This is a genomic window from Desulfomicrobium orale DSM 12838 (genome assembly GCF_001553625.1).
In the GTDB taxonomy this organism is placed as follows: Bacteria; Desulfobacterota; Desulfovibrionia; order Desulfovibrionales; family Desulfomicrobiaceae; genus Desulfomicrobium; species Desulfomicrobium orale.
This window is the reverse complement of the sequence record NZ_CP014230.1, coordinates 1342940-1360918: the sequence shown is the minus strand read 5'-3', so window position 1 is coordinate 1360918 and position 17979 is coordinate 1342940. Positions and strand designations below refer to the sequence as shown.

The 17979-nt window shown below is 56.7% G+C and carries 13 protein-coding genes, 1 tRNA gene and 1 pseudogene; 5 read left to right on the top strand and 10 right to left on the bottom strand.

Annotated features, from left to right (window positions below; all coding sequences use genetic code 11):
* Positions 1-39 precede the first annotated feature (39 nt).
* Positions 40-2274, top strand: coding sequence for a type I DNA topoisomerase (gene topA / locus AXF15_RS06130; protein WP_066604751.1), 2235 nt, complete (start codon positions 40-42; stop codon positions 2272-2274).
* Between the two features lie 51 nt (positions 2275-2325).
* On the opposite strand, the gene AXF15_RS06125 is transcribed toward topA, so the two are convergent.
* Positions 2326-3213, bottom strand: coding sequence for a DUF2156 domain-containing protein (locus tag AXF15_RS06125; protein ID WP_066604748.1), 888 nt, complete (start codon positions 3211-3213; stop codon positions 2326-2328).
* A gap of 141 nt (positions 3214-3354) precedes the next feature.
* On the opposite strand from AXF15_RS06125, the gene recJ reads away from it, so the two are divergent.
* From recJ to AXF15_RS14840, 4 genes and pseudogenes are all read left to right on the top strand, one after another.
* A complete protein-coding gene (gene recJ, locus AXF15_RS06120; protein WP_066604745.1) occupies positions 3355-5079 on the top strand; it encodes a single-stranded-DNA-specific exonuclease RecJ in 1725 nt (574 codons plus the stop codon).
* A gap of 52 nt (positions 5080-5131) precedes the next feature.
* Positions 5132-5506, top strand: coding sequence for a DUF3568 domain-containing protein (locus AXF15_RS06115; protein ID WP_066604742.1), 375 nt, complete (start codon positions 5132-5134; stop codon positions 5504-5506).
* A 139-nt stretch (positions 5507-5645) separates the two neighbouring features.
* Positions 5646-5721, top strand: a tRNA-Asn gene (locus AXF15_RS06110).
* 86 nt (positions 5722-5807) lie between these two features.
* Positions 5808-5992 (top strand): annotated as a pseudogene (locus tag AXF15_RS14840) (hypothetical protein); the annotation flags it as partial.
* Between the two features lie 59 nt (positions 5993-6051).
* Here the strand turns inward: AXF15_RS14840 and AXF15_RS06105 are convergent.
* The 9 genes from AXF15_RS06105 to AXF15_RS06065 all read right to left on the bottom strand — a co-directional run bounded on the left by AXF15_RS06105 (position 6052) and on the right by AXF15_RS06065 (position 17970).
* A complete protein-coding gene (locus AXF15_RS06105) occupies positions 6052-8217 on the bottom strand; it encodes a DEAD/DEAH box helicase (RefSeq protein WP_066604740.1) in 2166 nt (721 codons plus the stop codon).
* Positions 8214-9398 carry a BREX system ATP-binding domain-containing protein gene (locus tag AXF15_RS06100; RefSeq protein ID WP_066604730.1) on the bottom strand — a complete coding sequence of 395 codons (1185 nt, stop codon included), beginning with the start codon at positions 9396-9398 and terminating at the stop codon, positions 8214-8216. The genes AXF15_RS06105 and AXF15_RS06100 overlap by 4 nt, the downstream gene beginning before the upstream one ends.
* 3 nt (positions 9399-9401) lie before the next feature.
* On the bottom strand, positions 9402-10667 hold the full coding sequence (locus AXF15_RS06095; RefSeq protein WP_083518089.1) for a BREX system ATP-binding domain-containing protein: 1266 nt from the start codon (positions 10665-10667) through the stop codon (positions 9402-9404).
* 2 nt (positions 10668-10669) lie between these two features.
* Positions 10670-11494 (bottom strand): hypothetical protein, encoded by an 825-nt coding sequence (locus AXF15_RS06090; protein ID WP_066604728.1) that lies wholly within the window; start codon positions 11492-11494, stop codon positions 10670-10672.
* A 114-nt stretch (positions 11495-11608) separates the two neighbouring features.
* A complete protein-coding gene (locus AXF15_RS06085; protein ID WP_066608729.1) occupies positions 11609-11821 on the bottom strand; it encodes a helix-turn-helix domain-containing protein in 213 nt (70 codons plus the stop codon).
* Between the two features lie 463 nt (positions 11822-12284).
* The gene (locus tag AXF15_RS06080; protein ID WP_236884760.1) at positions 12285-13484 is read right to left on the bottom strand and encodes an IS4 family transposase; all 1200 of its coding nucleotides are present in this window, start codon (positions 13482-13484) and stop codon (positions 12285-12287) included.
* 351 nt (positions 13485-13835) lie between these two features.
* Positions 13836-15068 (bottom strand): DUF2325 domain-containing protein, encoded by a 1233-nt coding sequence (locus AXF15_RS06075; protein WP_066604725.1) that lies wholly within the window; start codon positions 15066-15068, stop codon positions 13836-13838.
* A 394-nt stretch (positions 15069-15462) separates the two neighbouring features.
* Positions 15463-15885: a peroxidase gene (locus AXF15_RS06070; protein ID WP_066604723.1), complete on the bottom strand. Its 423-nt coding sequence runs from the start codon at positions 15883-15885 to the stop codon at positions 15463-15465.
* A gap of 3 nt (positions 15886-15888) precedes the next feature.
* On the bottom strand, positions 15889-17970 hold the full coding sequence (locus tag AXF15_RS06065; protein WP_066604720.1) for a heavy metal translocating P-type ATPase: 2082 nt from the start codon (positions 17968-17970) through the stop codon (positions 15889-15891).
* Positions 17971-17979: the final 9 nt, after the last annotated feature.

The following is a 17979-nucleotide window of genomic DNA, read 5'->3' as shown; positions in this document are numbered from 1 at the left end:
GCCCTGCGCTTCGCAATCTGGATATAGGCCCCACCCATTATGAGCAAGGACTTAATCATCGTCGAATCGCCCGCCAAAATCAAAACCATCAAGAAATTCCTGGGCAGCGGGTATGAAGTGGAAGCCTCCGTGGGCCATGTGCGCGACCTGCCCTCCAAAACTCTGGGAGTGGACGAGGAGCACGACTTCGCCCCCGACTACCAGATCATTCCCGGCAAGGCCAAGGTGGTCAGCAGACTGAAGGCCGCCGCCAGGGAAGCGGACACAGTGTATCTGGCTCCGGATCCGGACCGCGAGGGCGAGGCCATCGCCTGGCATGTGGCTGAAATCATCCGCGGCGCCAACTCCAATCTGAAACGGATTCAGTTCAATGAAATCACGGCCAGGGCCGTGAAGGATGCCCTGGCCCACCCCACGGAACTGCGCAAATCCCTTTTCGATTCCCAGCAGGCCAGACGCATTCTGGACCGTCTGGTAGGCTACAAAATTTCTCCCCTGCTCTGGAAAAACGTCAAACGCGGCCTTTCGGCGGGCCGGGTCCAGTCCGTGGCCCTGCGCCTCATCGTGGACCGGGAACGCGAGCGGCAGGCGTTCGTGTCCGAAGAGTACTGGGTTTTCAAAGCCACGCTTCAGGGCGGCGCGCCTCCGGCCTTCGAGGCCGACCTGTGGAAAGTGGACCAGGCCAAGCCCGTCCTCGGCAATGCCGAAGACGCCGGGACACTGGAAAAACGCATCGCCGGGCAGCCCTTCATTGTGGAAGACATCACCCAGAAGGAACGCCAGCGCCATCCGCGCCCGCCGTTCATCACCTCCACTTTGCAGCAGGAAGCAAGCAACCGGCTCGGCTTCAACGCCAAACGGACCATGTCCGTGGCCCAGCGCCTCTACGAGGGCGTGGAACTGGAAGGGCGGGGCACTACGGCGCTCATCACCTATATGCGTACGGACTCGGTGCGCGTTTCCGACGAGGCCAGAGAGGCGGCCAAAGACTGGATCGGCCGGAACCTGGGGCCGGATTTCCTGCCCGGAAAACCCCGCGTGTACAAAAGCAAGGGCGGCGCTCAGGATGCGCACGAAGCCATCCGGCCGGTGGACCCGGCTCTGACTCCGGACGAGGTGAAAAGCTCGCTCCCGGCGGAACAGTACAGGCTCTACCGCCTCATCTGGCAACGGTTCATGGCGTCCCAGGCGGCATCGGCCCGCTTCTGGGATACGGTGGTGACCATCCAGAGCGGCCCGGCCCAGTGGCGGGCCAAGGGCGAGCAACTCATCTTTCCGGGTTTTCTGAGCGTTTCCCCCGCGCAGGAAGCGGACGCGTCCGCTCTGCCCGAACTGCGGCAAGGGCAGGAACTGCGTCTGGAAAAGCTGCACAAGGAGCAGAAATTCACCCAGCCTCCGGCCAGATTCTCCGAAGCGTCCCTGGTGCACAAACTCGAAGAACTGGGCATCGGCCGGCCGTCCACCTATGCGGCCATCATCTCCACCCTGACCGAGCGTGATTATGTCCACATAGAGGACAGGCAGTTTCTGCCCACGGATCTGGGCGTCATTGTCTGCGACCTGCTTCTGGAGCATTTCGCGCGGCTCATGGACACGGGCTTCACGGCGCGCATGGAGGAACGGCTGGATCAGGTGGCCGAGGGGGGCGAAGACTGGGTGCAGCTGCTGCGCAACTTCACGCAGGATTTTTATCCGCTGCTGGACAAGGCCCGCGAAACCATGACCCAGCTCAAGGCAGGCATGGACACGGGTCTTTCCTGCCCGCAATGCGAAGACGGCCGCCTGACCATGAAATTCGGCAAGAACGGCATGTTTCTGGGATGCTCCAACTATCCCGCCTGCTCCTTCACCAGCAACTACACCCGCGACGAGCAGGGTGAAATCCGGATCGCGGAAGCGGAAGCCGCCGAAGACAAAGGCCCCTGCTCCGACTGCGGCACCGGACGGCTGGTAGTGAAGAAAACCAGGGCCGGCGGACGCTTTGTGGCCTGCACCAATTATCCCGAATGCCGCCACGCGGAATCGGTCTCCACGGGCGTGCCGTGCCCCAGAGAAGGCTGCAGCGGGGAGCTGGTGGAAAAAAGCAGCCGCCGGGGCAAGGTCTTTTTTTCATGCAACACGTATCCCAAATGCGACTACGCGGTATGGGACTATCCCGTGGCCAAGCCCTGCCCTTTGTGCGGATCGAAGATACTGGTCCGCAAGGAGACCAAGAAAGGCACCTATCTGGCCTGCCCGCTCAAGGAGTGCGGCTTCCGGGAAAAGCCGGAATAGCCGCCCCACACAAAACAATCGGCGGCCCGAAGGCCGCCTCTTTTTTTGAAATCACCTCAGGCTGCCGCGCAGGCAGACCGTGTATTTCTTCAGGAAATCCACTGGATTATAGCTGAGCTTGGCCTTGCGCAGACCTTCATCCCCCAGATCCTGCTCCCGGTTGACGATGCTGAAACCTTGAGCGCAATGCTCCAGAAACATCTGATTGACGGCCTGATAGACTCCTTTGAACAGCGGACAACCCTTCTCGAAATGGATCAGTACGCTCTTCTCGTCCAGCGCCTCGGCGATGGTGTAGGCAATCATCTTGCCGTCCACCACAATCCCCCCGCCCATGAGGGAACCAAGCCGCGACCAGTCATGCATGACCTTGACGATGGCCCGGTTCTCCGCTTCCAGAGTCCGGTCGTTTTCGGAATTGCGCCATAAAAACCAGTCCGTCTGCATGGCCAGAGCGCACTCCACGGTTTTCTCGTCCAGCTCGACGAAAGTGGCGTCGTACTCCCGCACAAACTGGTTCAGCAGGTTCTTCTTGTTGTGGAACTTCCGCCCCTTGAGTTCCGCCAGTTCCGCGCGGTCGTACAGATAGTCCCAATGTTCCCGGCATTCCCGGACCCGCACGTCCTCGAGGCGGGCCTCCCAGATATTTTTCAGTTCTTCGGGAATGCGGCTGAAACAGATATCCTGAGGCAGATCATTCTGCAGAGCCTTCCAGTCCGCCCCCGCCCAGTCACCCACAGGGGCCCAGTAGACGAGATCGGGAATTGTCTGGCGGATCAGCACATACTTCTCGCAGAAAGACCATTCCAGACCGTATTCGCGGCCCCATCCCCACAAATTCACAAAACTGTAATCCGAAGCCTTCTGGGCGCACATGGCCAGAAGGCGGTTGTACTCGGCCTGCCCGTCCAGAGAGACGGGCGTGAAAATTCTGTTCATGCTTCCTCATGCCAGCGTGCTGGCCACAGCGAATACGCCATTAAAAATTCAAAAAAATCAAACAGGTTGCAGTTTCGAGACAAGAAATATACTCATCGATATTGCCTTGTCAAAGAACGCCCCAGCCCGAACCGGACATCCATGACCGCTTCCAGACACACCACATGGCGTGTGAAATCCGCGCCAGAAATTCCCGGCCAGAGCGATCTCGCGCATCTGGCCGCGCGTCTGGAAGTCAGCCCGCTTCTGGTGCGGCTCATGGCCCTGCGCGGCCTGGCGTCCGAAAAGGATATGGACCGGTTTCTGAATCCCGGCCTCAGACATTTCTCCCCTCTGGAACAATGGCCGGGATTTGGGGCAGGGGCGGAATTTCTGCATGCGGCCATCCAGAACGGCAAAAAAATCGCGGTCTGGGGCGATTACGATGTGGACGGCATCACGGCCACGGCCCTGATCAAGGATTTTCTGGCCCTGCGCGGCGTGAGCGCGCTGCACCACATCCCGGCCCGGCTGGCCTTCGGCTACGGAATACATGCCGAAGGAATCCGGGAGCTGGCCCGTCAGGGCGCGGACGTTCTGCTGACCGTGGACTGCGGCATCACCAATGTGGCGGAAATCCGGGAAGCCAAGGCTCTGGGGCTGGGCACGGTGGTCACGGATCATCATCTCCCCGGCCCGGAACTGCCCGAAGCGGACATCATCATCAATCCCAAACTGCAGGAATGGCCCAGCCGGGAACTGGCCGGGGTAGGCGTCGCCTTTCTGCTCATGGCTGCCCTGAACCGCCTGCTCCCCGGCCCGGCCGCCGACATGCGCGAATATCTCGATCTGGTGGCGCTCGGAACCATCGCCGATGTCGTGCCTCTCGACGCGCACAACAGAATTCTGGTCAAAAACGGGATGCTCGTCATGGCCCAGGGGAAAAGGCCGGGGCTTCGGGCGCTGAAGGAAGTCAGCGGGATGGAGGCCGAGGAACAGGTGGGCGCGAACGCCATTGGTTTTGCCCTGGCCCCCCGCATCAATGCCGCCGGGCGCATCGGCGATCCGGATCTGGCCGTGCGTCTGCTGCTGGAAAAAACTCCGGCCGCAGCCCGCGCCCTGGCCGCGCAACTGGACGGTCTGAATGCCAAACGCAAGGCCGAGGAGCAGCGGATTCTGGAAGAAGCGGTCATCCAGGCCGAAGCGCAGCGGCATCTGCCCGGTCTGGTGCTGCATTCCGAGCACTGGCACTCCGGCATCATCGGCATCGTGGCCTCACGCATTGTGGAACTCTTTCACCGGCCATGCCTGATTCTGACCAAGGAGAGCGGTATTTTCAAAGGCTCCGGCCGGGCGACGCCGGATTTCGATCTGTACGCGGCACTGCAATCCTGCTCCCGATGCCTGTACCAGTTCGGTGGACACCGGCAGGCCGCAGGACTCAAACTGGAGCCGTTCCAGCTGGCGACGCTGAAAGAGCTCTTTGCCCAGGCGGCACAGGAGCAACTCGGGGCGGAGCCCGCACCTCCCACTCTGGAGGTAGACGCGGAACTGCCTTTTGCCGCCCTGTCCGCCACGCTCCTGAAGGAGCTGGAATTGCTCCAGCCCTACGGGCAGGGCAACCCGCGCCCAGTTTTTTTGTCTCCGCCGCTCAGCATACTGCGCCACCGCCTTTTCAGCCAGAAAAGGCATCTGGAGCTGCACGTGAGCGACCGCAACGACGGCACCACCATGCGCGCCGTGGCCTGGAGACAAGGGGACGGCTGGCGGCAGCCCAGCGGAGAGATCCGGTTGGCCTATACGCCGCGGCTGGCGAAATTCAACGGATTGCGGCAGATTGAACTGACGGTACAGCGTATTTTCACTGTCACCCAAAAAGGCGTCTGACGGTTCCCGCCATTGGGCCGCCGGGAGCCGGGGCAGCAAAAAGGAGGAAATTATGAACCTCGCGCGCAATGCATTATTGCTGATGATCCTGCTGACCACGGGCTGTATGGCTCTCGTGGCCGGAGGCGTGGCTGCGGTGGGCACCTATACCTACGTATCCGGGCAGCTCAACCGGACCTATAACGCGAATCTCGAACGCACCTACAACGCGGCCCTGGCCGGATGTCAGGCTCTGGGTCTCGGCGTGCTGGACCGCGAACTCAAACTGAGTGAAGCGTCCATCAAAACCAACGACGAAGGCCGGGACGTATGGATCAAGCTCAAAACCCAGAGTTCCACTACGACGGAAGTCTCCGTCCGGGTCGGCTATCTCGGCGACGAGGTGGCCTCCCGCAAATTTCACGAAGCGCTACAGGCCAAGCTTTGAAAGCACCGGCAGAAGTGAAGAATAGGATACCCGGCCGTTCAGAGGCAAAACCGGGCAGGCCGGACAAAATGCATCCAGCGGCAAATAAATAATTGACAACTGCTCTTCATTTCCATAAGAAGTGTCTTTCAACGAGCATTCCCCGGTAGCTCAGTTGGCAGAGCAGGTGGCTGTTAACCACCCTGTCGGCAGTTCAAGTCTGTCCCGGGGAGCCAGACAAGTAAAAGGGCTTACATAGAAATATGTAAGCCCTTCTTGTTTTCGACAGAAACCCGGAAAAGGGGCAAAGTCCCACGGGATTAAGTATCCGCATGGCCTTCGGTATCTGATAGAAAATACGTTTCTGGGATTGAAATGCTGGCCCGGGGTCGCGCCACCCGCTATGCAAAGAATATAGCATCATTATTGGCTGCTGTGCACATTAGATACATCGCTATTTGGGCAAAATTTGATGACACTACCTCTAACCAGCTTATCTTCGAATGAATTCGATTTACCAAAGGATGTCTTGCCAAATCCAGCGCCATCAAATCGAGGTATGACTGCTAGCGAAGCTCATTGGGAGTGACAAGATTCCGGCGAAGTTGAACAGCTCCGGCCCGAAAAACTCGGAAGCGGTAGCTCTCACCTGTATCAAAAGTATTGCATGCAACAGCTTTGGCATTTCGCAACCGGGCAAGGATGCGAGGAATTGCCGTGTCCTTGAGCCAAGCCTGAAGGTATTCGCGCTCTTGGAGTTCCAATGGCAATTGCTTCTGGTAGATGGATTGCGCCACAGTGGCTTCAAACAGCAAATGGAAGATATCCTCATACTCGGTGGGGTTCTCCGGGAGTGTGGACCAGTCAATCTGCGACGGGACAAGCAAAGACACATCATCGGCCTTGAATTCCGGTTTGCCCGAAAACAGGCCGATTGCACGGTTTACGATGTAACCCCCAAACGTGTAGTAGCGAATACCTTCCGCCGCTCTGGAAAACGGGACTTGCGGAAAGTCACAAGACTTACGTATGGACGAGATAAATTTCCCGACTGTCTCCGAAAGCGCGATGCTGAATTGATCCTGCACCGCGCCATCCGTATGAATGAATGCCCACATACGGTCCGTGATGTATGGATTGGAGGAAATCCCGCTTCCTCCATAAGAAAACTCTATGGATTCCGTCCTTCCCTTGCAGGCCTCCAAGTGTATTCCTTCACGCGATACTTTTTTCACCCGCCAATTCTTCCCGGCGAATCGCACGGCAATACTGCCGCGAATCCGCAACAGGTTGATGGCGGGCACCTCGCCAAGTCGTTTTGCCCCGTGAAACAGGTCAACAGTCTGAGAACCTACCCCGAAGTTGCCGTAGATCATCTTCATATCGACGAGTCGATGGACTTCTTCGTCCGCGCCATAGCGATTCTTGTATCCGTGCCGCTGAAGGAAACCATTCGACGCAAGTTCGGCCAGGATGGATTCGACAACATCGCGCTGAAGACAGGACTTATGCCTGAGCAAATCGCAAAGATCGGCTATTCGCGTGAATCGGCCATCGTCCGACGCAATGATACTGAGGCATTGTTGACCGGCGGCCCCAAACAGTTCAAACGGCTCGTAAATTGGCAGATCCCCTTTCGAGGCGGCATCCAGCATTACGGCGAAACGGAGCGCATCCAGCGGCACGGACTCGGAATCATCCGGCACAAGACAGACGACATTGGTCTTGTTGGAGCGTCTGTTGGCGCGCCCGATGCGCTGCAGAAACGAATCGACGCCCGAAGGAACGCCCCATAGCAACACTGCGTCAATATTGCCGATGTCGATACCAAGTTCCAACGTACTCGTCGCCACGCAAATGGCCGTGCGCATCACGGCATATTTGCGCTCGGTGTCCAGCCGCACTTCAGGCGAGAGAGAAGAATAGTGGGCAAAGACGCTATGCCGGAGGGTCTCGTCATCCTGTAATATGCCTGCCAGGCGTTCGCACTCCCGGCGAGAATCCGCGAAGATGAGCAGCTTCGTTGGCCGTCCTTCCGTAATCTTCTGAACAAGCGAGAGCAATTGATGCGGATTTTCGATATGACGGATTTGAGCGTCAATTGAGCGGGCCGCCGAGAACGCGAGTAATTCGGCGTTCTCCTCAGCGCCCAGCAGAAAATCGCGTATATGGGACAGATCTCCCACCGTGGCCGAGAGTGCGGCGCATTGGAGGTCGTGCGACAGGCTTCGCCGTAAGCGCTGTAAAAGGACGGATAGCTGAAGCCCTCGTTGCGTGTTGTAGAGCAAGTGAACTTCGTCAACGACAACAGCCCGTATTGAATCAAAAGCCGGGTCCTTCCGAAACAGCATCACATCAAGCGATTCGGGGGTAGTGATAAGCACATGAGGCGTAGGGCCGCTCTTCAGGTCGTCCCGGTCGCTGTGCCGCACTCCCACGCGCAGGTTCAAAGCGGCCAATGGCGGGTGGAGCCGTTTCTCCAGATCGTTGACTAGAGCCTTGGTCGGCACGATGTAGAGCAGAAAGAGATAATCATCGCGGACGGCATCCCGCCAATACTTACTGACCAATGGTGCCATCACGGCTTCGGTCTTGCCAGACCCCGTTCCGGATGTAAGCACAATATTGCGGCCATCCAATAGCGGCTCTATCACTGCTTGTTGCGCATCACGCAGCTCTTTGAAATGGCCATAAAATGCGGAGGCAACGGCTTTATCAAGGTTGATATTCATTCCGCATCCTGAAAGAGTGTATCGAGCCGTTTCACTATCGTTGTAATAGCTTGCCGTGTTCTATCTTGCAATTGGACTGTTGTGGCTTCTTTCATCCAGGCTTCAAGGTCTTCCCGGCTCACCGAAAATTGACCATTCCATTCGTAAGCTAAGCTGTGGATTTTGACGATCTTCTCTCCAAGCGAAACCAAATGGGGTCGACTGAGAGGAGACATCTCGAATTTTGGTAAGGCGTCAAACATTGACAAGTCCATGTCCCATCTACCTTTCTGAAGCAGTCTTATCTTGCATTTCTCAACAAATCCTGGAGTCACGGCGTAAAACGTCTTCCCAGGAAACTGCTTTCCTGAATAGAAATGGAATAGGTTCCAGAACGCAACCTCCTGATGCGCGACGTTGCGCAAGTTCGTAATCACGTCCTCAAACTCATCAAACAAGATGACCAACCCTTTTAGTCCCACAGCACAAGCAAGACGTTCGAGGTCGCGTAATGCCGCCCAGCTTTGTGCATAGCCCCCTGTGTGAAACATGAACACTTCATCAGCATAGAATTTCCATTCGGGCCTTGAATCTCGAAAGTGTTTTCGCATATTCTCAACGAGGTGGGTGTAGAGTCTTTTTCTTTGCCCCCTATATTGCCAAGGATTCAGCAACCAGTCCTCGATAAGATCGCAGGCCTTCGCATTGCCGGTTGCCCAAGCGCGTATAGCCACAAATAGCGCTGGGCTGTCGAGGCGTTCGGAATAGTCCCACTTCCATCCGTTCGACAGATCATTCCAGAACGGCCCTCCAGATTTTGCATGTATTTGGTCCTTGAGAGCATCGAGGAGACACCGAATTCCTTTTGTATGGCACCGATCTGGAGTTTCAATATTACGACAGATGGCTCCGAAGATTTGGTCCATTCGATTAAAGCGAATAGCTGAACTCGAATCTAAAGTGACTACGCTTACGGCAAATCTTTGCTCGAGCGCTTCTTCGCGTATAAACCGTATTAGGTGGGATTTCCCCGCGCCATAGTTGGCTTTCAATAATAGAGCGGTTCCGCCAGCATCCGAAAGGTGTCGCTGAAGTTCTTTGATTTCCTCTCTGCGTCCGACAGTGAAATCCCGCACGAATCCATCCGGAGGGATTCCCTTACGTAACGACTCGATGACCCGCCGCGCTTCGTTGGGTTGCATAGCTTAATCCTCCCGGAGGCGGTCCATCACGTCATCGTAGAGTTTCTCTGTTTCCCGGGGCTCGCCTTCCATGTGGTCGTCGAAGTCGGAGATGAGCGCCGTCACGAGCAGCCGCCAGAACCGGACAGCGGCAAGGGAAGGATGGATGCGGAACAGTTCAGCCACCTTGTCCGCGACGGTAGATTCGGACGGCAAGGTTGAATCGGCCTCCGGATACACCATTGCATAGACAGCTCGTATCTTCCGGGCAGCCTCCTGATAGTCATCGAGCTTGGTTTCAACGGCGTCCAGGTTCCAAATGGTATCCAATGCGCGGGGATGGCGCTCCTCGGGTTTACCGATTCTTCCGGAAAGCGCGCCATAGACGACGATGCCGTGCTTGGGGTCCGAGAAGAAGTCTGGCGTGGTGGCATAGATCAGGAAAAGACCGGGAAGCGATTCGATATTGTTGATGAGCGATAGAAGGTTGTTGTGGGCTTCGCGCAATGCCGATTTGCGCATGACGGAATAGGCTTGTTCCGCCTCGTCGAACAGGATCAGCAATCCCTTGAAACCGGAGAGACGGACGAACGCCGCAAGCGACTGAAGCATAAGCTTGGCGTTATCCTTTGAAACAATTTTGCTGACTCCGAACCGCTTGCGAAAGGCGCCGACGGTACCTTCGCCGCTGAACCACTGGAGAATTTCGCCGCGCGTTTGTTCGATTGCGGCGGGATCGGGGGCTTCCGGCAGGAAGGTTTCCCAGTACTTCTGAATCATCTTCTTGAAGTCGATATCGATGCCGCGGTCGGACATCAATAACTCGCCAGCCTTGGTATATTGTTCGTAGGGGATTTCGTCGCCGATCTGGCGGGAACCCGTGGCGAGCCAGGCCAAGGATTCACGAACCACCGTACCGAATGGCGCGGCCTCAAGAGTCGCGTGTCCGGCGTAATAGGACGGTGTGGCGATCTGGCGGACGATGGCGGCGAATACGCTTTGAAACTTGTTCAAAGCCGCGCTGCTTACATCCAGTTCGACATTGGAAACCAGACAATCGCCATGAAACGCCGCCTCGCGAAGCTGGCGAAAAAAGTGAGTCTTGCCCGCGCCCCACGAGCCGCTGACAAAGCGAATAATGCCACGATCCGCGATTCCATTCAGGTGGAATTTCTTGACGCCTTCCATGAGCTTCTCGTTGCCCACGGAATAGAGATCGACTCCGCGCTGAGGTGGAATGCCCTTGCGGAGCGACTCCACCACCTGGGTTGCGACGATTTTTTGATCCACGATCACGCCTCCTTGAAGACGATGAACCCGACATAGCCGCGCCCCGCGGCACCATGCAGGAGCATCCCTTGGTTGGTGTCTTTGGTTTGCTGCAAGTCCAGCCGCCGTCCATCGATTTCGAATGGGCCATCCTGCGCCAACCGCGACAGGTCGACAAGGAATTCATCCGTGCGAAATCCCTTCACGTTCTTGCCCAGCCTGCGCGTGATATGACGGATGGGCACGCTCGAACCGTCCGGCTGCTTCTCTTTCCTGATGATTGCCTTATATTGGGACCGCACAGTCTGGAGGAACTTCTTGGCATTGTATTTCCGGTCAAAAAGCCGCTGGCGTTCCCTGCGAACGGTTTCAACAACAGCCTGTACGTCCGCCGGGATTTCCGCCAAGCGCCCTTCATGGTCCGACAGGCGGGCGGTTTGCTTCTTCTCGTCGATCTCCAATCGAAAGAACCCACTTTCCAAGGTGTATTTGGGATGTCTGCTCGTCGGATCAATGGACAAACCGCTGTTGGCAAAGGCTTCCTCAAGGAGCGATGGGAAGCGCCGGAAAATGCGGTCACGCTCCTCTTTTGCCCTGCGATAGGCGTCCTCGATTGCCGGAATAGCCGGGTGGTTTTCCGCTCTCATCTTCTTTAACCGTGGCGCTCCCTTTTCGAGCAAGGCGAGCAGATGCAACGTCCAGCCCTTGTCAAGAAAGGCATGAAACTCCGCCCAGGCCCTTTCCGCCTGAGCGGCTACTTCCGCCTCGGCCTTGAGGCGCTGTGTGTCCGCCTTCGCTTGGGCATGCAGCTCGCGGACTTGATCAATCATCTCAACAGGAAACTCCATACGTTTCTCCTCTACAAATCGTCCACGGGACTCTTGACGCCTTTGCCGCCCCGATCCGTGCTTTTCTATTCATGGCGACATGTCTCCTTGCAAAAGGACAGTTCCGTATCTGTCCTATGTACGCTCCATCAGCTCTTCGATCTGGCGCATGGCCAAAGGCGAAGGCTTGCTCTTACCGCTCTCCCAGCGGTTAACGGTTGAGAAAGTAACCCCGACCTTGGCAGCGAACTGCTCCTGAGTCATGCCCAGTTTGGAACGTAACTCTCTGATCTTATCTGCCAGATCGCTCTGCTCAGTCCCAAGCCTCGTATCTTTTTTAGTTCTCATCGTGTACCCTTCCAATATCAAAAAGTCATTGCAAGTCATATAGCATAGGGTATATTAATATTCCAAATGATGTCAAAGTCGATTCTCAGCCTCCGAGCCTCTCAACTTTGAAGTCGCAGATAAACGCCTCACCAAACTCAGGATCAGCCACAGTGAATAGTTTCAACACATGGGTGCTCTCTACAGTCAACACAAAGATGATCTTAGTAAAAACGCCTATGTGGTATTCACTTCTCCCCGAGAACTGATACACCCACAGAAATCGCCATAGATTTCAAGTGTGATCGCGACTGGATGAGCCAGTTCAGCCAAGAGTGCCGTCAACCTGAGATTGCTATTTCCAATTACTTAGTAAATGTTGGGTGCTACTCATCCTCTATGCATACCAGGGCGTTGTGTACTCTGATTGTCAAAGGAATGCATCTCGACGCCGCTTTCGTTTCACGGAAACATTGCTGTCCGGCTAAGCGATGTAATCTAACAGTTTGAAGTTATATGAATTATCGAATTTTCGTCGTCTGGGATTCAGGAGTTCATCCAAGGATGCCTCGCCGAGCAGGTTGAGTTGAATGAGCTGGAAGAGTTGCTGTACGGAGAGTCCGAGACGGCTGAGGAATTTCTGGTACGCGAGGAGCAGGTAAACCGTCAGGGCCGTGTAAATCTGGATCAGGACAGCGTTTTCCGAGTTGCCGACGAAGGTCTTTATGCGCAAATTTTGTTTGATTTCCTTGAAGAAGAGCTCGATTTGCCAGCGGTCTTTATAGATGTCGGCGATGGTTTTCGCCGAAAGCCGGAAATGGTTGGTCAAAAATTCGTAGTGTTTCCCGGTTTCCTGGTCACGATAGCCGATACGGCGCAAGCGTAAGGATTTTCCCCGGCTGGAGACTTCAATGATGTGATCGGAAGTAACGCCGGTCTTGCGATTCACGAGGCGGCGCTCCAGGAGTTTGAAAACGGCGTTGCGCTTGAGCCGGGTCACAAAAAAGACACCCTTTGCCCCGAGGATCCGAAACCAGGGATAGCTGATGAAGCCCTTGTCAAAGACCACGATGGAGCCCCTGGGCAACTCCATAGCCTGAGCTATGCGGCTTTCATGGGTTTTGGCGTCGGTGACGGTTGCGAAAGCCGGGATATGGCCATCGTGATCCAGCAAGGTATGTACTTTGACGCCGCCCTTGGCCTGCCGAAACGAGGCCCAGGGAAAAAGCGACAGGCAAAGCTTTATGGTGGTGGCGTCCAGACTGAACAATTTGGATTTGAAACGGAATTTGTGCTTCGGGGCTTTTGCGGCGCACAGGCCGTACATCTCGGCGAACAGATCCTTGAAAAAGCCTACGGGGCGAGAATTGTTCGCGTCAGCAAAGGTCGAGCGGGCCACGTTTTTCAGTCCCCAGTGATACAGGCGGTTTCCCGCAGCCTCAAGGCAGCGCAGGCCATCGCGCATGGAACGTCTTGCGGCAAGCTGGATGAAGGCCATGACCGTGAACTGCTCCTTGAAACCGAATTGACGCGACGAGCGCCCGGTTTTGTGCCGTCTTTCGAGTTTCTGAAAAACATGTCTGGGAATCAGAGATAGCGTCTGGGAGAATAGTGTATTATGGTGACTCAAGTCCAGAATCTCCTTGTGTGGCAAGATGTTGTGGTGATTTCTTTTACCACACATCGCTGAGATTTTGGACTCTTTTCTTATCCCTTAGCCGGACAGCAATGTCACGGAAACGATCTAATCTTTGACAATTAGTTGATATTAAAATTCCAGTTAACAGAAAAAGCAGTTATGAAGAGATCACACTCGGGAGCCAGACAAATAAAAGGGCTTACATGTACATGTAAGCCCTTTTTTGATTCCGGTGGAAACCGGCTCTGTATTCCGCCTCTAAGGCCGACGGCCCGTTTCTGTGCAGTCCCTTACGGAAAGCTTTCCATCATATCATCTCATCAGCCGCGTTTCGCCCCCGGACACCTGAAAAAAAGCCCGCTATGGACATGGCGATGCGGGAGGTCTCGAAACAGACTAATTTGTACTGTGTATCTCTTCCACTGTCCGGGCAAGGGTGCTCAGACTGAAATTAGGCAGCATATGCACAGGCTTCTTGTATTTCTTTCCCAGATTTTTGACCATGAGACAGGCTCCGTGACTGTTGCAGTTGACCGGGCACAGTACCAGATCCGCCCGCTGTACGCTGTTTTCCAGTGCTCTGCCGCCGGATTTCATATGTCCCGCGTGGTATTCGAGAATTCCGCCGCGTTCCTCCACGAGCTTGCGGTACGCTGACTCCATGCGCTCAATGCCACCCACAATGAGAATACGCTTCTTACACAGATCATATGAAGGGCAATCGGGGGAGCAGCTGCATCCTTCCGGCACTTCCGCCTCCGGCACCGCATCGTGCATGGCCGCGGCCACAGCCCGGTGGGCCTCCACTTCTTCCCGCAACGAATCACGTTCTTCCTCCAGATCCAAAAACTGCCCGGTCAGTTGCAGCAGCTCGAGATCCTTCTCTTCGACCTGCTTTCTGAGAGCGGCGATCTCCTCCTGCATCTCGTCCATCCGGGTCTGAACGGCCTCGCTCTTCTCCTCAGGAGCTGTGGCTATCCGCGAAACGGCGTCATCCCTTTCATGCCGGAGCTCTTCCAGCTGCTCTCTGGTGCGCGCCAAAGACTCGCGCAGCTGCTCATTTTCGGAATGAAGCGTGCGGCGCTGCTTTTCGTTTTCCCTGACGCCACCCTTAAGCTGAAGATATTTTTCCTCGGCTGCCTCCCGGGCCCTCTTCAGGTCGCAATACATCTTGGCGTGCTCGTGCATGGCCATATGCAAAGAGCCAAAGACATCCACCAACGCGGTATTACTGAGCGGCCGCACGGCCGCCGCCCACAGCAGGCCGCCGTAATCCCCCGATTCGAGAGCCCGGTGCCAGCAATCCAGAAAATCCGCTTCAGCCATGTCCAGATAGATGGAACAGGACGCTTCGTACTTTTTGGCCAGCATATTCTCCAGCTTCCGGGAAAGCGGATTCTCGCCGTTCATGGTCGCCACGATCATCTCGTGAATCCCGAAATCCGACTTGACCTGTACTCCGGCACCAACCTTGCGGCACAACAGGCGCTGCTCTTTCACACTCAGACACATGCCCACCACCGGGCAGCGGAAAACCTGATCCATTTCCCATATTTTTTTTCTCTGCGGCGCATACGTCACGGCATCAATCCCGCCGGAACCGCTCAGTGCCTCAACAAACATATTCATATGAAAACCCTCCGTCCCATTCTCCACCAAAAAGAGTCCAACCGGGAGAACGGCTCCATTTGGCTTACTGAAATTCTGTAAATTTCATTTTTAAAGACTATTTTTTTATTCAACCAGTTATGACTTAAATCGCAAAATAATTATTAGCTATAGCTAATTTTATAAAAACAGGACTACCTATCCGAAAAATATCTGTCAACCTGCGTGAAACATCCTTTTTGCTCGAAGTTTCTTTCCGGCCGGGAAAACCGAACGGCCTGTTCCCGCACGCCATGCGTATGGGCCTGAGGGAACTTTAATCCACCAAACCACAAAAAACGCGGCATCCACTTCGAATACCGCGTTTGAAGCCAGGCTGTCCCCGGCGAACCGACAAGTCGGTCTGAGAGATGGCCTATTGAATCAGTCGCCGCCTGTAGACCCAGGCGTGACGCGCCAAGCAAGCCAGAAAGACGCTTCCGAAGAGCGCGTGAGCGCCTTCGCGGTTCAGAGCCAAAAGTCCCATGGAGGCGAGCAGGGACGCGGACATGCCCCGTTTGACGACACGCATGCTCGGCCACGGAATCTTCAGCTGCGGCATGGGACAGCCGCCCGCCGGAGCGGCGGTGTCTTCCCGTCCGCCGCACAGTTCCACAACAGCGGGCGAGGCGTCTTTCTCCTCGAAAACAATGAGCGTGCCGCATGTCTCCGGATTGTGCTCCACCCGCGCGGAGGGAGCAAGCTTCCGAATATCGCTGGTCAGAGTATTCAAGGCGTCCTCAGTCAGGGGCGTGGCATGCCGCACCCGGATGCGACCGGGAATCGAATGTGTGATCATGACTTAACTCCTTTGTCTGTTTTCCGGAATCATGGGCAGGGAGTACGGCCGGATGGCGTTCAAGGCGGCGGCGATGGTACCTGAATTGTGCAGGAGCGCGCCCAGAGCGGGCGAAGAGAAACCAAAAAGTCCGCCCAGAAGCAGCAGGGAATTGATCCCCACTATGAACGCGAAATTGCGCCGTATGCGGCCCAGCGTCGCCACGGACAAGGCCCGTAACGCCGGCAGTACGGTCAGATCGTTTGTGGACAGGACGACATCCGCGGCATCCCGGGCCATGTCCGCGCCCTGACGCATGCAGCAGCCCACCGAGGCTTCGGCCAGAGCGGCCGCGTCGTTCATGCCATCCCCGACCATGGCCACAACATACCCCGCCTCTTTCAACTCCTTTATGTAGCGGAACTTGTCATCGGGCAGGACCTGGGAAATCCACTCCGTGACTCCGATTTCCGGAGCCATGCGCGCGGCCATGCCCTCCAGGTCTCCCGTGAGCATGACCACCCGCTTGACGCCGGAGGCCCGCAAGCTGGCGACCACCGCCGCCGCCTCGGGACGGGCGGGATCCTCCAGAGCGAAACCGGCCGCCAGCTCTCCTCCCACGGCCAGATAGAGGATGGTTCGTCCTTCGGTGTTCCAGGCCTCGACCACAGTATCCATCTGGGACACATCAACCTCTTCGTCCTCCTCCACAAAATGCCGGCTGCCCAGAAGCACCCGCTGCCCGTCCAAACAGCTGGCAACCCCGTGCGCGGCCACATATTCCACAGTGGCATGGCGCTCGGCATGATCCAATCCCTCTTCAGAGGCCAGATGCACCACAGCCTTGGCCACAGGGTGGGGGAAGTGTTCTTCCAGGCAGGCGGCCAAGCGCAGGGCTTCCACCCGGCTCCAGCCGTTATAGGGGACGATCTCCTTGACCACGGGCGAGGCCATGGTCAAAGTACCGGTTTTATCGAAAACAAAGGCATCGGCCTTGGCCAGATCTTCCAGATGGCGGCCCCCCCGCACCGTGGCTCCAAGGCCCGTAGCCTGCCGCATGGCCGAAAGCACCGCCAAAGGTGTGGCCAGTTTGATGGCGCAGGAGTAATCCACCAAAAGCACCGCAGCGGCCCGCCGCGGGTCGCGGGTAATAAGGAAGACCAGAGCTGCCAGCGCCAGGGAGAAGGGCGCCAGCCTGCTGGCCAGACGTTCCGCCTGCCCCTGGATGCCGGCCTTGCGCTGTTCGGCGTCCTGCAGCAGATGGAGCGTCCGCCGCCACACGGTCTTGTCCCCGTCTTCAGTGGCCTGGATGAAGATCTCGCCTTCCTCCAGCAGAGAACCGGCAAAGACGGCCTTGCCCGCTCGTTTTTCCTGCAAGGCCGCCTCGCCCGTCATGAGGCTCTGATCCACCAGCCCTTCCCCGTCCATGACCACGCCATCGGCCGGAATAAACTGGCCCTGGCGCACCACCACCACATCGCCCACGCGAAGCGCCGTGGCATCGATCACGATTTCTTCCTCGCCCCGGCGGAGCTGGGCCTTTACGGATTGCGCGCCCAAGGAATTGGCCAGGCTCTCTTCAGAGCGCTTTCTGGTCCACTGTTCCAGAAACTCGCCCAGACCGAGCAACAGGCTGATGGACGTCAATGTCCGGAAATCCCGGCGCAACAGGCACAGGCCTATGGCTGCGGCATCCAGCACATCCACGTCCAGCGCGCCCCGGATCAGGCTGCCCAGCCCTTTTTTCAGCCGGGGCCAAGCCTGTTTCAGGGCAAGGAGCTGCCGCAGGCCCATAGGCATGAGCGGCCGTATGGCCAGCGGCAGAAAAAGGCCCGTCAAGGTCTGCGGGGGTTCTTCCGGCATCTCCACACCCGCAACCGGCTCGGTAATGAAAGCCTCGTGCAGAGCCAGCAGCAGGTCCGCCCTCTCCAACACGGAGGGATCATACAGGACCAGAAGACTCACACCGGCGGCGGAGTGGCGCACGTCGAGCACACCAGCGCGCGAACGGACGCCACGGCCCCGGCTCAATACATGGGCATCCTCGCGGGAAGCCCCGCGCAGACGTATTCTCCCGGGCAGATCATGAACGATGGAAAGAGCCACATTTTCTCC

What these genes read in the sequence shown, in the direction of transcription:
- AXF15_RS06115 (WP_066604742.1), top strand. Translation starts at nt 5,132, where the DNA reads ATGAACCTCGCGCGCAATGCATTATTGCTGATGATCCTGCTGACCACG.
- AXF15_RS06090 (WP_066604728.1), bottom strand. Translation starts at nt 11,494, where the DNA reads ATGGAGTTTCCTGTTGAGATGATTGATCAAGTCCGCGAGCTGCATGCC.
- AXF15_RS06070 (WP_066604723.1), bottom strand. Translation starts at nt 15,885, where the DNA reads ATGATCACACATTCGATTCCCGGTCGCATCCGGGTGCGGCATGCCACG.
- topA (WP_066604751.1), top strand. Translation starts at nt 40, where the DNA reads ATGAGCAAGGACTTAATCATCGTCGAATCGCCCGCCAAAATCAAAACC.
- AXF15_RS06100 (WP_066604730.1), bottom strand. Translation starts at nt 9,398, where the DNA reads ATGCAACCCAACGAAGCGCGGCGGGTCATCGAGTCGTTACGTAAGGGA.
- AXF15_RS06125 (WP_066604748.1), bottom strand. Translation starts at nt 3,213, where the DNA reads ATGAACAGAATTTTCACGCCCGTCTCTCTGGACGGGCAGGCCGAGTAC.
- AXF15_RS06075 (WP_066604725.1), bottom strand. Translation starts at nt 15,068, where the DNA reads ATGAATATGTTTGTTGAGGCACTGAGCGGTTCCGGCGGGATTGATGCC.
- AXF15_RS06105 (WP_066604740.1), bottom strand. Translation starts at nt 8,217, where the DNA reads ATGAATATCAACCTTGATAAAGCCGTTGCCTCCGCATTTTATGGCCAT.
- AXF15_RS06080 (WP_236884760.1), bottom strand. Translation starts at nt 13,484, where the DNA reads ATGTGTGGTAAAAGAAATCACCACAACATCTTGCCACACAAGGAGATT.
- AXF15_RS06085 (WP_066608729.1), bottom strand. Translation starts at nt 11,821, where the DNA reads ATGAGAACTAAAAAAGATACGAGGCTTGGGACTGAGCAGAGCGATCTG.
- recJ (WP_066604745.1), top strand. Translation starts at nt 3,355, where the DNA reads ATGACCGCTTCCAGACACACCACATGGCGTGTGAAATCCGCGCCAGAA.